This window comes from Streptomyces sp. NPDC004658, assembly GCF_040609555.1.
In the GTDB taxonomy this organism is placed as follows: Bacteria; Actinomycetota; Actinomycetes; order Streptomycetales; family Streptomycetaceae; genus Streptomyces.
In genome coordinates, this window is the sequence record NZ_JBEXKG010000026.1 from 13,951 (window position 1) to 25,850 (window position 11,900).

Consider the following 11,900-nt stretch of genomic DNA (forward strand, 5'->3'; position numbering starts at 1 on the left):
ATCAGCAGCTCCGCGTCGAAGAAACCCTCTCCGCGCCCTCGGCGGGCACGGAGATGCCCCAGCCGCAGCTGGGCACGGCAGGCGCACACCTCAACAGTAGGCCGCGGAAGGCTTCCACGGGCAGCGGTCTCCGACGGTTGCCCGAATGCGCCCGGGCCACCCGTATGCATCTGATATGCGCCGATCGGGTGGCCTTCAACCGCTACTCCCCGGTCGGAAGCGCGACTTCGGCCGCCGCTTCGGGGCCCTGTTCCAACAGGACGCCGAAACCGTCCTCGTTCAGGACGGGAACCTTCAGTTGCATGGCCTTGTCGTACTTCGATCCGGGGTTGTCACCCACAACGACGAATGAGGTCTTCTTGGACACCGAACCGGTCACCTTCGCGCCCTGGCGCTGCAACGCCTCCTTGGCGCCGTCCCGGGTGAAGTTCTCCAGTGTGCCGGTGACGACGACCGTGAGCCCCTCCAGCGGACGCGGCCCCTCCTCCTCGCCGGACGACTGGTCCTCCAGTGGGACGCCCGCGGCCTTCCACTTGCGGACGATCTCGCGGTGCCAGTCCTCGGCGAACCACTCCTTGAGCGCGGCGGCGATGATGGGGCCGACGCCGTCGGTGGCCGCCAGCTCCTCCTCGGTCGCCTGTTCGATGCGGTCGAGGGAACGGAACTCACGCGCGAGGGCCTGCGCGGCCACCGGGCCCACGTGCCGGATCGACAGCCCGTTCAGGAAGCGGGCCAGCGGACGGGACTTGGCCGCCTCGATGTTCGCCAGCAGCGCGAGGGTGTTCTTCTTCGGCTCGCCCTTCTGGTTGGCGAAGACCGTGACGACCTTCTCCTCCCCGGTCTTCGGGTCGCGCTTGGGCAGCCCGCTGTCCGGGTCGAGGACGTAGGCCTTGATGGGCAGCAGCTTCTCCACCGTCAGGTCGAACAGGTCGCCCTCGTCGACCAGCGGCGGGTCGGCAGGCTCCAGCGGGCGGGTGAGCGCGGCGGCGGCCACCGCGCCGAAGTGCTCGATGTCCAGGCACTCCCGGCCGGCGAGATAGGACACCCGCTCCCTCAACTGGGCGGGACAGCCACGGGCGTTCGGGCAGCGCAGGTCGATGTCGCCCTCCTTCATGGGCCGCAGCGGCGTCCCGCACTCGGGGCACTCGCCCGGCATCACGAACTCCCGCTCGCTGCCGTCCCTGAGGTCGACCACCGGGCCGAGGATCTCCGGGATGACGTCACCGGCCTTGCGCAGCACCACGGTGTCGCCGATGAGCACGCCCTTGGCCTTGACGACCTCCTGGTTGTGCAGGGTGGCGAACTCCACCTCGCTGCCCGCGACCGTGACCGGCTCGACCTGGGCGTACGGCGTGACCCGGCCCGTGCGGCCGACGCCCACCTTGATGTCGACGAGCTTGGTGTTGACCTCCTCCGGCGCGTACTTGTAGGCGATCGCCCAGCGGGGCGCCCGCGCGGTGGAGCCGAGCCGGCCCTGGAGGCGGATCTCGTCCAGCTTGACCACGACGCCGTCGATCTCGTGCTCGACGGAGTGGCGGTTCTCGCCGTAGTAGGCGATGAACTCCCGTACGCCGGCGAGGTCGTCGACCACGCGGTTGTGCGGGGAGGTGGGCAGGCCCCAGGACTTCAGCAGGTCGTAGGCCTGGGAGAGCCGGGTCATGCCCGAGAAGCCCTCCAGGGCGCCGATGCCGTGGACGACCATGTGCAGCGGGCGGGTCGCGGTGACCCGCGGGTCCTTCTGGCGCAGCGAACCGGCGGCGGCGTTGCGGGGGTTGGCGAAGGGCTTGTCGCCGGCCGCGACCAGGCGCTCGTTCAGTTCGAGGAACTTCTCCATCGGGAAGTAGACCTCGCCGCGGATCTCCACCAGATCGGGCACCTTGTCGCCCGCCAGGCGGTCCGGGATCTCCGCGATCGTGCGGACGTTCGGCGTGATGTCCTCGCCGGTGCGGCCGTCACCGCGGGTGGCCGCGCGCGTGAGGCGGCCCTTTTCGTAGGTGAGGTTGACCGCGAGGCCGTCCACCTTCAGCTCGCACAGGAAGTGGTACGTCTGGTCGCCCAGCTCCCTGGCGATGCGGTCGGCCCAGGCGGCCAGGTCGTCGTCGTTGAAGGTGTTGTCGAGCGAGAGCATCCGCTCGCGGTGCTCGACCGCCGTGAACTCCGTCTCGTACGACCCCGCGACCTTCTGGGTGGGCGAGTCCGGGGTGCGCAGCTCCGGATACCGCTCCTCCAGGGCCTCCAGAGACTTCAGGAGCTGGTCGAACTCCGCGTCGCTGATGACGGGAGCGTCCTTCACGTAGTACCGGAAGCGGTGCTCCTCGACCTGCTCCGCCAGCTGCGCGTGCTTGTCGCGGGCCTCGGCGGGCACCGCCGTCGTCTCCGCTTGCTTGTCGCCGGCCACCGTGTTGTCCTCCCGTTACTCTGGGTTGTCCGCGAGGGATCTCGCCGCCCGGACGCAGTGGGCGAGCGCCTGGCGCGCGTACGCGGGGGAAGCGCCCGCCAGGCCGCACGCCGGGGTCACCGTGACCGCCTCCGCGAGCAGCCCCGGGTGCAGCCCCAGCCTGCGCCACAACGTCCTGACACCCATGACGCTACCGGCAGGGTCTGACAACGGGCCGTCCGTGCCCGGCACGACACCGGCGAACAGGCGCGTACCGCCCTCCACGGCCTCGCCGATCGCCTCGTCGTCACGCTCGGTGAGCAGTGCGAAGTCGAAGGAGACGGCCGCCGCACCGGCCCGCCGAAGGAGCGCGAACGGCACGTCCGGGGCGCAGGAGTGCACCACCACCGGCCCGCCGGCGTGCGCGCCGACGACGTCCCGGAGGGTCGCCTCCACGACCTGCCGGTCCACGGCCCGGTGGGTCCGGTAGCCGCTCGCCGTACGGACCTGCCCGCGCAGGACGGCCGTGAGGGAGGGCTCGTCGAGCTGGAGGACGATCCGGGCGCCGGGGACGCGGCGCCGCACCTCGTCGAGGTGCAGCCGCAGGCCCTCGGCGAGCGAGGCGGCGAGGTCCCGGCAGGCGCCGGGGTCCGACAGGGCGGCCTCGCCGTTCTTCAGCTCCAGGGCGGCGGCCAGCGTCCACGGCCCGACGGCCTGCACCTTCAGGTCGCCCTCGTAGCCCTGGGTGAACTCCTCCAGGGCGTCCAGGTCCTCGCCGAGCCAGGACCTGGCCCGCTTGGTGTCCCGGCCCGGCCGGTCCCCGATCCGCCATCCGCTGGGCTCCACGCGCGCGTACAGCTCGACCAGCATTCCGGCGGTCCGGCCGATCATGTCGGCGCCGGGCCCGCGCGCGGGCAGCTCCGGGAGGAACGGGAAGTCCTCGAAGGATCCGGTGGCGGTCTTGGCGGCCTCGCGGGCGTCGCCACCGGGCAGGGACCCGACACCGGTGGCTCCTGGGAACCTGAACTGGCTGTTTTCGCTCACCAGGGAAGCCTACGGAACCCTCCGGGGGAGGTCAGCGCCCCGGACGTACCGTCAGGTCGTTGATCTCGGCGTCCCTCGGGAGGTCCAGGGCGGTCAGGATCGTCGTGGCGACCGACTCGGGGTCGATCCACTTCGACGGGTCGTACTCCTTGCCCTCCTGCTGGTGCACCTTGGCCTGCATGGGGCTCGCGGTGCGGCCGGGGTAGACCGAGGTGACGCGGACGCCGTTCGCGTGCTCCTCCTGGCGCAGGGAGTCGGCGAGGGCCTTCAGGCCGTGCTTGGAGGCGGCGTACGCGGACCAGCCGGCGTGCGCGGTGAGGCCGGCGCCGGAGTTGACGAAGATCACATGCCCGCGGGCCGCCCGCAGCTGCGGGAGGAAGTGGCGGGTCAGCTCGGCGGGGGCGATCAGGTTGACGTTGAGCTGGTGGCGCCAGGACTTCGGGGTCAGGTCACCGACCGCGCCGAGGTCGACGACTCCGGCGATGTGCAGCAGGGAGTCGACCCGGTCCGGGAGCGTCTGGTGGGAGAACGCCCAGGACAGCCTGTCCGGGTCCGCCAGGTCGCCGACCAGGGTGCGCGCGCCGGGGAACTCGGCCGCCAGCTCCTTGGCGCGGCCCGCGTCGCGCGCGTGCAGCACGAGCTCGTCCCCGCGCGCGTGCAGCCGGCGGGCCACGGCCGCGCCGATGCCGGAACCCGCCCCGGTGATCACATGAGTAGCCATGCGTGCCATGCTCGCATCAGTGGGCGCCGAGCTGCTCCTCCAGGTGGGCGAGGGCCCCGACCGGCTCGTCGGCGAAGAAGACCAGCTCGGCCAGCGGGCGGGGCAGGAAGCCCTCGGCCTCCATGCGGCGGAACTGCTCGCGCAGGCCGTCGTAGAAGCCCGCCGTGTTCAGCAGCACGACCGGCTTCTCGGTGCGGCCGTGCTTCTTCAGCTCCAGGATCTCGGTGGCCTCGTCCAGCGTGCCGGTGCCCCCCACCATGATCACCACGGCGTCGGCCTTCTCCAGCAGCAGCTTCTTGCGTTCGGCGAGGTCGCCCGCGACGATCATCTCGTCGGCGCCGGGCCGCGCCTTGTTCGCGAGGAACTCCACGGAGACGCCCAGCAGCCTGCCGCCCGCCTCCTGCACGCCGTCGGCGACCACCTTCATCAGACCGACGTCGGAACCGCCCCAGACGAGCGTGTGGCCGGCCTTGCCGAGCAGTTCCGCGAACTCGCGCGCGGGGCGCGTGTAACGCTCGTCGAGGTCGGCGGCGGACAGGAAGACGCAGATGTTCATGGCCCCTACCGTACGGTCCCCGCGCCGGCCGGGAAGAAGCGCGGCCCTTCCCGGCGCTGAACCGGTATGACCCAAGGACACACGATCACGATCCAGAAGAGCGACCGGCACGTGCGCGTGGTGCACGGCGACCAGGTGCTCGCGGAATCCGACCGGCCGCTGGAGCTGCGCGAGACGGGCTGCCCGGTCCGGTACTACATCCCCGCCGAGGACGTCCGCCTCGATCTGCTGACGCCCTCCGACACGCACACTGTGTGTCCCTTCAAGGGCACGGCGTCCTACTGGTCGCTGCCGGACGCGCCCGACCTCGTCTGGGCGTATCCGGACCCCAAGGACGGGGTGGCGGAGATCAAGGACCACTACTGCTTCTACGACACCGAGGTCGCATGACCACCCCCCGCGTCGCCGTGTCGTGACCGACGAGTGCCGTGCCGTGCGGCAGTCTGCACGGCCATGGACAAGAAGACGACATCCCGCGACGGCACCTCCCTCGCGTACGGAGTGATCGGCCGGGGACCCACGGTGATCCTGGTGAGCGGCGCCCTGTCCACCGGGGGCACCGTGGCACCCCTGGCCCAGCGCCTCGCCGACCGCTGCACGGCCGTCGTCTACGACCGCCGGGGCCGCGGCGCGAGCGGCGACACGGCGCCGTACGAGGTCGACCGCGAGATCGAGGACCTGGCCGCGCTGATCGACGCGGTGGGCGGCGAGGCGGGGCTCTTCGGGGTCTCGTCGGGCGGCGCGCTGGTCCTGCGCGCGGCGGCGAGCGGTCTGCCCGTCGCCCGCGCGGCGGTGTACGAGGTGCCGTACGCCGACCACCTGGCGGGCGGTGCCGCCCGCGAGGCCACCTACAAGGAGCAGCTGAACAAGGCGCTCGGCGAGGGCCGGCGCGGGGACGCGGTGGAGCTGTTCCTGCGCCTGACGGGCCTCGGCGAGGACATGATCCAGCGTGCCCGGGAGTCGCCGATGTGGGCCGGCATGGAGACCGTCGCCCCCAGCCTCGCCCACGACGACGCGGTCATGGGCGACGGCCTGCTCCCCCGGGACCGGCTCGCCTCGATCGGCGTGCCCGTGCTCGCGGTCGCGGGCGGCGCGAGCCCCGAGTGGATGCGGGCGTCCTCCCGGGACATCGCCGAGACGGTGCCCCGGGGCACGTACCGGGTCCTGGAGGGCCAGACCCACGCGGTGGAACCGGATGTGCTGGGGCCGGTGCTGGCGGAGTTCTTCGCGGGCTAGGCGCTCCGCGCGGGACGGAGACCGGTCAGACCACCGCCGCCGTCGCGCGCGTGGTCGACGCGATCGTCGCCGAGCCGACCACGCGCGTGCCGTCGTACAGGACGATCGCCTGGCCGGGGGCGACGCCGCGGACCGGCTCGGTGAACGTCACGCGCAGCTCGCCGTCGACCGGCTCGGCCCTCACCTCGGTCTCGCCGCCGTGGGCGCGCAGCTGGGCGGTGTAGGTGCCGGGGCCGGTGGGGGCGGTGCCGCACCAGCGGGGCTTGATCGCGGTGAGAGCGGTGACGTCCAGGGCGTCGGCCGGGCCGACCGTGACGGTGTTGGTCACCGGGGAGATGTCCAGCACGTAGCGCGGCTTGCCGTCCGGGGCCGGGGTGCCGATCCGCAGGCCCTTGCGCTGGCCGATGGTGAAGCCGTACGCGCCCTCGTGCGTGCCCAGCTTGGCGCCGGACTCGTCCACGATGTCGCCCTCGGCCTTGCCGAGCCGCTTGGCGAGGAAGCCCTGGGTGTCGCCGTCGGCGATGAAGCAGATGTCGTGCGAGTCGGGCTTCTTGGCCACGGCCAGGCCCCGGCGCTCGGCCTCCGCACGGATCTCCTCCTTGGTGGTGACCGTGTCGCCGAGCGGGAACATGGCGTGCGCGAGCTGCCTCTCGTCCAGCACACCGAGGACGTACGACTGGTCCTTCGCCATGTCGGAGGCGCGGTGCAGCTCGCGGGAGCCGTCCGGGTTCACGATCACCTTGGCGTAGTGGCCGGTGCAGACGGCGTCGAAGCCGAGGGCCAGCGCCTTGTCCAGCAGCGCGGCGAACTTGATCTTCTCGTTGCAGCGCAGGCACGGGTTCGGGGTGCGGCCCGCCTCGTACTCGGCGATGAAGTCCTCGACGACGTCCTCGCGGAAGCGGTCGGCGAGGTCCCAGACGTAGAACGGGATGCCGATGACGTCGGCCGCGCGGCGGGCGTCACGCGAGTCCTCGATGGTGCAACAGCCCCGCGCGCCGGTGCGGAACGACTGCGGGTTCGCGGAGAGCGCGAGGTGGACGCCGGTGACGTCGTGGCCGGCTTCCGCGGCGCGCGCGGCGGCGACGGCGGAGTCGACTCCGCCGGACATGGCGGCGAGGACGCGGAGGGGGCGGGTGCGCTGCGGGGTGTCAGTCATAGCCCTTCCAGGGTACGGGGCGCGGGAACCGCGTCGGCCTGATATCCGTTGACGATCGCAGAGGGTGACGACGGGGCCGGCGACGCCGGTGGCGACGGGGGCGGGCATGGGTACGGCGAAGGACGACACGGACCGGCGGCTGGGGCGGCGCGCGCTGCTGGTCGGCGGGGCCGCGGCGGCCGTGGGCACGGCCGTGCTGGCCCGTCAGGAGCTGTCCCGGCTGTGGTGGCGGATGCCCGGCGTGGACAAGCCGCGGGTGGCGGGCACGGTGGACTTCCGGGGCGCGCGCTGGGTGGCGGCCTCGGCGGCGAACTACCGGCTGGCGGACCGGCCGTCCGACTACCCGGTGGACCGGGTGGTCATCCATGTCACCCAGGGCGGCTACGCGTCCGCGGTGAAGGTCTTCCGGGACCCGGGGCACGGGGCGGCGGCGCACTACATCGTGCGCAAGGACGGGCGGGTCACCCAGCTGGTCCGGGAGCTGGACGTGGCCTTCCACGCGGGCAACCGGCAGTACAACGAACGCAGCGTCGGCATAGAGCACGAGGGCTTCGTGGAGGACGCCTCGTCCTTCACGGACGCGATGTACGCGGCCTCGGCGCGGCTGACGGCGGCGATATGCGAGCGGTACGGCATCCCCGTGGACCGCGAGCACATCATCGGACACGTGGAGGTGCCGGGGACGGACCACACCGATCCGGGGCGGTTCTGGGACTGGGAGCGGTACATACGCCTGGTCCGCGCCGAGCGGGAGAAGACCGGGGCGTCCGCGTCCCCCCGCGCGGCTACGTGAGCCCGGCCGCGCGGGCGCGTTCCACCGCCGGGCCGATCGCCTTGGCCACGGCCTCGACGTCCGCCTCCGTGGAGGTGTGGCCGAGGGAGAAGCGCAGGGTGCCGCGGGCCAGGTCCGGGTCGGTGCCGGTGGCGAGGAGGACATGGCTGGGCTGGGCGACGCCCGCGGTGCAGGCGGAGCCCGTGGAGCACTCGATGCCCTGGGCGTCCAGCAGGAGCAGCAGGGAGTCGCCCTCGCAGCCGGGGAACGTGAAGTGGGCGTTGGCCGGGAGCCGGCCCCCGGGCGCCGGGTCGCCGCCGAGGATCGCGTCCGGCACGGCGCGGCGCACGGCGTCGATCAGCTGGTCGCGCAGCGCGCCGATCTCGCGGGCGAACCATTCGCGCTGATCGGCGGCGAGCCGGCCGGCGACGGCGAAGGAGGCGATGGCCGGCACGTCCAGCGTGCCGGAGCGCACGTGCCGCTCCTGGCCGCCGCCGTGCAGGACGGGGACGGGGGCGTGCTCGCGGCCGAGGATCAGCGCGCCGATGCCGTACGGGCCGCCGATCTTGTGGCCGGAGACGGTCATGGCGGCCAGGCCCGAGGCCTCGAAGTCGACCGGGACCTGGCCGAAGGCCTGGACCGCGTCGGCGTGCAGCGGGACTCCGAACTCGGCGGCGACATCGGCCAGTTCGCGGACCGGCATGACCGTGCCGATCTCGTTGTTGGCCCACATCACGCTGGCGAGGGCGACGTCGGCGGGGTTGCGGGCGATGGCCTCGCGCAGCGCCTCGGGGTGGACGCGGCCGTAGGAGTCGACGGGGAGGTACTCGACGGTGGCGCCCTCGTGCTCGCCGAGCCAGTGCACGGCGTCCAGTACGGCGTGGTGCTCGACGGGGCTGGCCAGGATGCGGCTGCGGCCCGGGTCGGCGTCGCGGCGGGACCAGTACAGGCCCTTCACGGCGAGGTTGTCGGCCTCGGTGCCGCCGGAGGTGAAGACGACCTCGCTGGGGCGGGCGCCGAGGGCCTCCGCGAGGGTTTCGCGGGATTCCTCGACCGTACGGCGTGCCTGGCGGCCGGATGCGTGGAGGGAGGAGGCGTTGCCCGTGATGCTCAACTGGGCGGTGAATGCCTCCGCCGCCTCCGGGAGCATCGGGGTGGTCGCGGCGTGGTCGAGGTAAGCCATGGTGAGGCGATTCTACGGCTCCCCTGCGGCCGGCTTCGGCCGCGAGTGGGCACGTGGGCTCCGGGCGCCTCGCATGGGCTGCGCCCGCTCGGCTCTGGGCGCCTTGCACTGGCTGCGCCCGCTTGGCGTTGGGGGCCTTGCGTGGGCTGCGCCCGCTCGGCGTTGGCGCCCTGGGTCGACGGCACCCGCTTGGCTCTGGGCGCCCTGCGTGGGCTGCACCCGGCTTGGTGGCGGCGCGCCCGGCGCTGTCGGCCGTGCCCACCCGTTCCGCCCTGCGGAACGACTGCCCACGGCGGGGGCGGCGGCCGTGCGCGGGCGCCCGAGCGGCGGGGGCCGGCGGCCGGGCCGGTGTGGCGGCCGTACGGCGGGACCGTCAGCCGGGCCGGTGTTTCGCCGGGGCGGCCGGTGCGGTGGCCGTGCGGGGCGAACCGGGATGGTGGGGCGGGAACGCGGGCGGGGTGCCGCGGGGGTCACAGGCTCCAGGACACCGTGCCCGAGAGTTCCATGGCCACCACCAGGACCGCCAGGTCGGCGACGCCGAGGGCCAGGCCGAGGTAGGCGCGGCCCCGGCGGGCCGTACCGCGCCAGAGGGCGACTGCGGCCAGGACGATGGCGATCGGGCCGAGGAAGAGGTTGAGGACGAGCAGGCCGAGGAGGCCGAGGATGAAGGACGCGACGGCCATGCCGTCGGCGTCGCGGGTGCGCGGTCGGGTGTCGGTGCGGGTGCGGCCGGTGGCCGGTGCGGTGAGGTGCATGGCGCTCAGCTCCTGGAGTCCTTTCCGGTGATCGGCTGGCCGGGGATCCGTCGGATCCGGGGTCAGTTGGCCGAGGTGTGGCGGCGGCGCCCGTGGCGCTCGCGGAGCGCGAAGACGCCGAGCCAGACGGCGACGACGGCGGCCAGGACGGCGGTGACGGTCAGCGGTGCGTGAGCGACGGTGCCCAGCACGACGCCGAGCAGCATGAGTGCGGCGACGAGGAACAGCATGGGATCAGAATCCCCCCTCCGATTTGCCTCGTGTTCAGCCGGTGTGAAGTTTGGGTGAACAGTTGTAGTAACAGTTGTTCACTGACTTCGAGTCTAGCGCTCCCGACGGGCTTTTCAATTCCAGAGAACAGTTGTTAACTGGATGACATGAGTCACACCCTCGGCATCCGGCAGGCCCAGAAGCAGAAGACGCGGCAGGCGTTCCTCGACGCGGCGCTCGCGCTGCTGGAGGAGCAGAGCCTGAGCAGCCTGGGTCTGCGCGAGGTCACCCGGGCCGTCGGTGTCGCCCCGACGGCCTTCTACCGCCACTTCCGCTCGACCGCCGACCTGGGGGTGGCCCTGGTCGACGAGGCACTGGGCAGCCTGCATCCGATGGTGCGGACGACGGTGTCCACCACGGGCGACAGCGAGGAACGCATCGCGCGCGCCGTCGAGTTGATCGCCCGTCACGTAGACGCGTACCCCGCACATGTCCGTTTCATCGCCCGGGAGCGACATGGCGGAGTCCAGCCGGTGCGCGAGGCCATCCGGGCCCAACTGCACCGGTTCGCCGAGGAGGTGAAGGCCGAGCTGGCCAAGGACCCCGAGGCGGCGGGCTGGAGCGACGACGACCTGCTGATGCTGGCGCACCTCTACGTCGACCAGATGCTCATCACCGCCTCCCTGTTCCTGGAGGCGCCCGAGGCCCCGGCGGCGGAGCGGGAGCGGGTGACGCAGCTCGCCACCCGTCAGCTGCGGCTCATCAGCGTCGGCCGCAGCCACTGGCTGGACTGAGCCGTCCCGGTACGGCCGCGCCGCCGCTCAGGGCTCCGCCGGGCCTGTCCCGTCCCCGCCCCCGCCCCCGCTCTGCCCTTGATACAGGGCCGTGACGGCGCGGGCCCCGGCGAGCAGTTCCGCGCGGGCCTCGGGCGGCTCCAGGATCTCCACCCGGTCGGAGAAGGCCAGCAGTTGACGAACCGCGCGCAGCACCGGGTAGGCCAGCCGCGCGGTGACCCACTCGCTCGTGCCGTCGTCCTCGGGCGGAGCCGTCAGCTGGGCGGCGGCCATGCGCTGGAACATGTCCAGCAGTTCACGCCGTACCCGCACGGTGACCTCGACCTCGTTCTCCCGCTCCTCCACCTCCCGGCGCAACAGCTCCCAGACGTCGGCGAGTTCGACTCCGGGCCGGCGCCGTACGGGTTCGTCCAGCGGACGGGCCGAGCGCACCCGGTCGGCGCGGAACAGCCGCGGCCGGCCCCGGCGGTCGGCGACCAGGTACCAGATCCCGGCCTTGGCGACGAGGCCGTACGGATCCACGGTGTACGTCCGCGGTTCCGGCTCCCCGCTGTGCCGGTAGCGCAGCCTCAGGCGCCGGTCGGAGAACACCGCGTCCCGGAGCACGTCCAGGTCGACGGACTGCCGCGGGCCGCTCTTCCAGCGGGTGGCGTCGACCAGGACGCGGCGGCTGGCCACCTCGGCGGCGGGCCGGTGCGGCGCCGGCAGCGCGGCCATCACCTTGCGCAGGGCCGAGCCGAGGGCCGCGTCGAGGCCGAGCGCGGCGTGGGCGCCCTGCGCGGCCAGGATGAACAGGGCGCGGGACTCGTCGGCGGTCAGTCCCGTGACATCGGTGCGGAAGCCGGGGAGGAGTTCGATGCCGCCGTGCCGGCCGCGCTCGGCGTAGACCGGGACTCCGGCGGCGGACAGCGCCTCCACGTCCCGGTAGATGGTGCGGACCGACACCTCCAGCCGGTCGGCGAGTTCGGGCGCGGGCACGCGGCCCCGGGTCTGGAGCAGCAGCAGGATCGACAGCAGCCGGTCGGACTTCACCGCGCCAGGATCCGCCGCCCGAGGGATCGCGGCAAATGCTGACGCTGGTTGTCAGGTTATCCGG

The 11,900-nt window shown here is 72.8% G+C and carries 13 protein-coding genes; 4 read left to right on the top strand and 9 right to left on the bottom strand.

Going from position 1 to position 11,900, the window contains the following annotated elements:
• Positions 1–202 precede the first annotated feature (202 nt).
• The 4 genes from ligA to ABZV94_RS12495 are packed head-to-tail and all read right to left on the bottom strand — an operon-like array spanning position 203 to position 4,698.
• A complete protein-coding gene (gene ligA / locus ABZV94_RS12480) occupies positions 203–2,398 on the bottom strand; it encodes an NAD-dependent DNA ligase LigA (protein WP_356340057.1) in 2,196 nt (731 codons plus the stop codon).
• A 15-nt stretch (positions 2,399–2,413) separates the two neighbouring features.
• A complete protein-coding gene (locus ABZV94_RS12485; RefSeq protein ID WP_356340059.1) occupies positions 2,414–3,421 on the bottom strand; it encodes a methionine synthase in 1,008 nt (335 codons plus the stop codon).
• Positions 3,422–3,452: 31 nt separating this feature from the next.
• The gene (locus tag ABZV94_RS12490; protein WP_356340062.1) at positions 3,453–4,151 is read right to left on the bottom strand and encodes an SDR family oxidoreductase; all 699 of its coding nucleotides are present in this window, start codon (positions 4,149–4,151) and stop codon (positions 3,453–3,455) included.
• Positions 4,152–4,158: 7 nt separating this feature from the next.
• Entirely contained in the window at positions 4,159–4,698 is a 540-nt protein-coding gene (locus ABZV94_RS12495) for a TIGR00730 family Rossman fold protein (RefSeq protein ID WP_356340064.1), read from the bottom strand.
• A 66-nt stretch (positions 4,699–4,764) separates the two neighbouring features.
• On the opposite strand from ABZV94_RS12495, the gene ABZV94_RS12500 reads away from it, so the two are divergent.
• Together ABZV94_RS12500 and ABZV94_RS12505 are read left to right on the top strand one after the other, a co-directional pair.
• Positions 4,765–5,088, top strand: coding sequence for a DUF427 domain-containing protein (locus ABZV94_RS12500; protein WP_356340067.1), 324 nt, complete (start codon positions 4,765–4,767; stop codon positions 5,086–5,088).
• A gap of 63 nt (positions 5,089–5,151) precedes the next feature.
• Positions 5,152–5,934 carry an alpha/beta hydrolase gene (locus ABZV94_RS12505; protein WP_356340068.1) on the top strand — a complete coding sequence of 261 codons (783 nt, stop codon included), beginning with the start codon at positions 5,152–5,154 and terminating at the stop codon, positions 5,932–5,934.
• Positions 5,935–5,959: 25 nt separating this feature from the next.
• Here ABZV94_RS12505 and mnmA read toward each other — a convergent pair whose 3' ends face one another.
• Complete coding sequence (mnmA, locus tag ABZV94_RS12510; RefSeq protein ID WP_356340070.1) at positions 5,960–7,090, bottom strand: tRNA 2-thiouridine(34) synthase MnmA; 1,131 nt, start codon at positions 7,088–7,090, stop codon at positions 5,960–5,962.
• Positions 7,091–7,196: 106 nt separating this feature from the next.
• Here mnmA and ABZV94_RS12515 point away from each other — a divergent pair, with 106 nt between their 5' ends.
• On the top strand, positions 7,197–7,883 hold the full coding sequence (locus ABZV94_RS12515; RefSeq protein WP_356340152.1) for an N-acetylmuramoyl-L-alanine amidase: 687 nt from the start codon (positions 7,197–7,199) through the stop codon (positions 7,881–7,883).
• Here the strand turns inward: ABZV94_RS12515 and ABZV94_RS12520 are convergent.
• From ABZV94_RS12520 to ABZV94_RS12530, 3 genes are all read right to left on the bottom strand, one after another.
• On the bottom strand, positions 7,876–9,045 hold the full coding sequence (locus tag ABZV94_RS12520) for a cysteine desulfurase family protein (protein ID WP_356340073.1): 1,170 nt from the start codon (positions 9,043–9,045) through the stop codon (positions 7,876–7,878). The two genes, ABZV94_RS12515 and ABZV94_RS12520, sit on opposite strands and share 8 nt — an antisense overlap.
• 470 nt (positions 9,046–9,515) lie before the next feature.
• Complete coding sequence (locus ABZV94_RS12525) at positions 9,516–9,800, bottom strand: DUF4190 domain-containing protein (RefSeq protein WP_356340075.1); 285 nt, start codon at positions 9,798–9,800, stop codon at positions 9,516–9,518.
• A gap of 62 nt (positions 9,801–9,862) precedes the next feature.
• Positions 9,863–10,030, bottom strand: coding sequence for a hypothetical protein (locus tag ABZV94_RS12530; RefSeq protein ID WP_356340077.1), 168 nt, complete (start codon positions 10,028–10,030; stop codon positions 9,863–9,865).
• 147 nt (positions 10,031–10,177) lie between these two features.
• Here ABZV94_RS12530 and ABZV94_RS12535 point away from each other — a divergent pair, with 147 nt between their 5' ends.
• A complete protein-coding gene (locus tag ABZV94_RS12535) occupies positions 10,178–10,804 on the top strand; it encodes a TetR family transcriptional regulator (RefSeq protein ID WP_356340078.1) in 627 nt (208 codons plus the stop codon).
• 27 nt (positions 10,805–10,831) lie between these two features.
• Here the strand turns inward: ABZV94_RS12535 and ABZV94_RS12540 are convergent, their stop codons facing one another.
• A complete protein-coding gene (locus ABZV94_RS12540; RefSeq protein ID WP_356340081.1) occupies positions 10,832–11,836 on the bottom strand; it encodes a YafY family protein in 1,005 nt (334 codons plus the stop codon).
• Positions 11,837–11,900 lie beyond the last annotated feature (64 nt).

Coding starts and splice junctions, on each gene's coding strand:
- ABZV94_RS12520 (WP_356340073.1), bottom strand. CDS start 9,045: ATGGCTTACCTCGACCACGCCGCGACCACCCCGATGCTCCCGGAGGCG.
- ABZV94_RS12515 (WP_356340152.1), top strand. CDS start 7,197: ATGGGTACGGCGAAGGACGACACGGACCGGCGGCTGGGGCGGCGCGCG.
- mnmA (WP_356340070.1), bottom strand. CDS start 7,090: ATGACTGACACCCCGCAGCGCACCCGCCCCCTCCGCGTCCTCGCCGCC.
- ABZV94_RS12490 (WP_356340062.1), bottom strand. CDS start 4,151: ATGGCACGCATGGCTACTCATGTGATCACCGGGGCGGGTTCCGGCATC.
- ABZV94_RS12535 (WP_356340078.1), top strand. CDS start 10,178: ATGAGTCACACCCTCGGCATCCGGCAGGCCCAGAAGCAGAAGACGCGG.
- ABZV94_RS12525 (WP_356340075.1), bottom strand. CDS start 9,800: ATGCACCTCACCGCACCGGCCACCGGCCGCACCCGCACCGACACCCGA.
- ABZV94_RS12505 (WP_356340068.1), top strand. CDS start 5,152: ATGGACAAGAAGACGACATCCCGCGACGGCACCTCCCTCGCGTACGGA.
- ABZV94_RS12500 (WP_356340067.1), top strand. CDS start 4,765: ATGACCCAAGGACACACGATCACGATCCAGAAGAGCGACCGGCACGTG.
- ABZV94_RS12530 (WP_356340077.1), bottom strand. CDS start 10,030: ATGCTGTTCCTCGTCGCCGCACTCATGCTGCTCGGCGTCGTGCTGGGC.
- ABZV94_RS12495 (WP_356340064.1), bottom strand. CDS start 4,698: ATGAACATCTGCGTCTTCCTGTCCGCCGCCGACCTCGACGAGCGTTAC.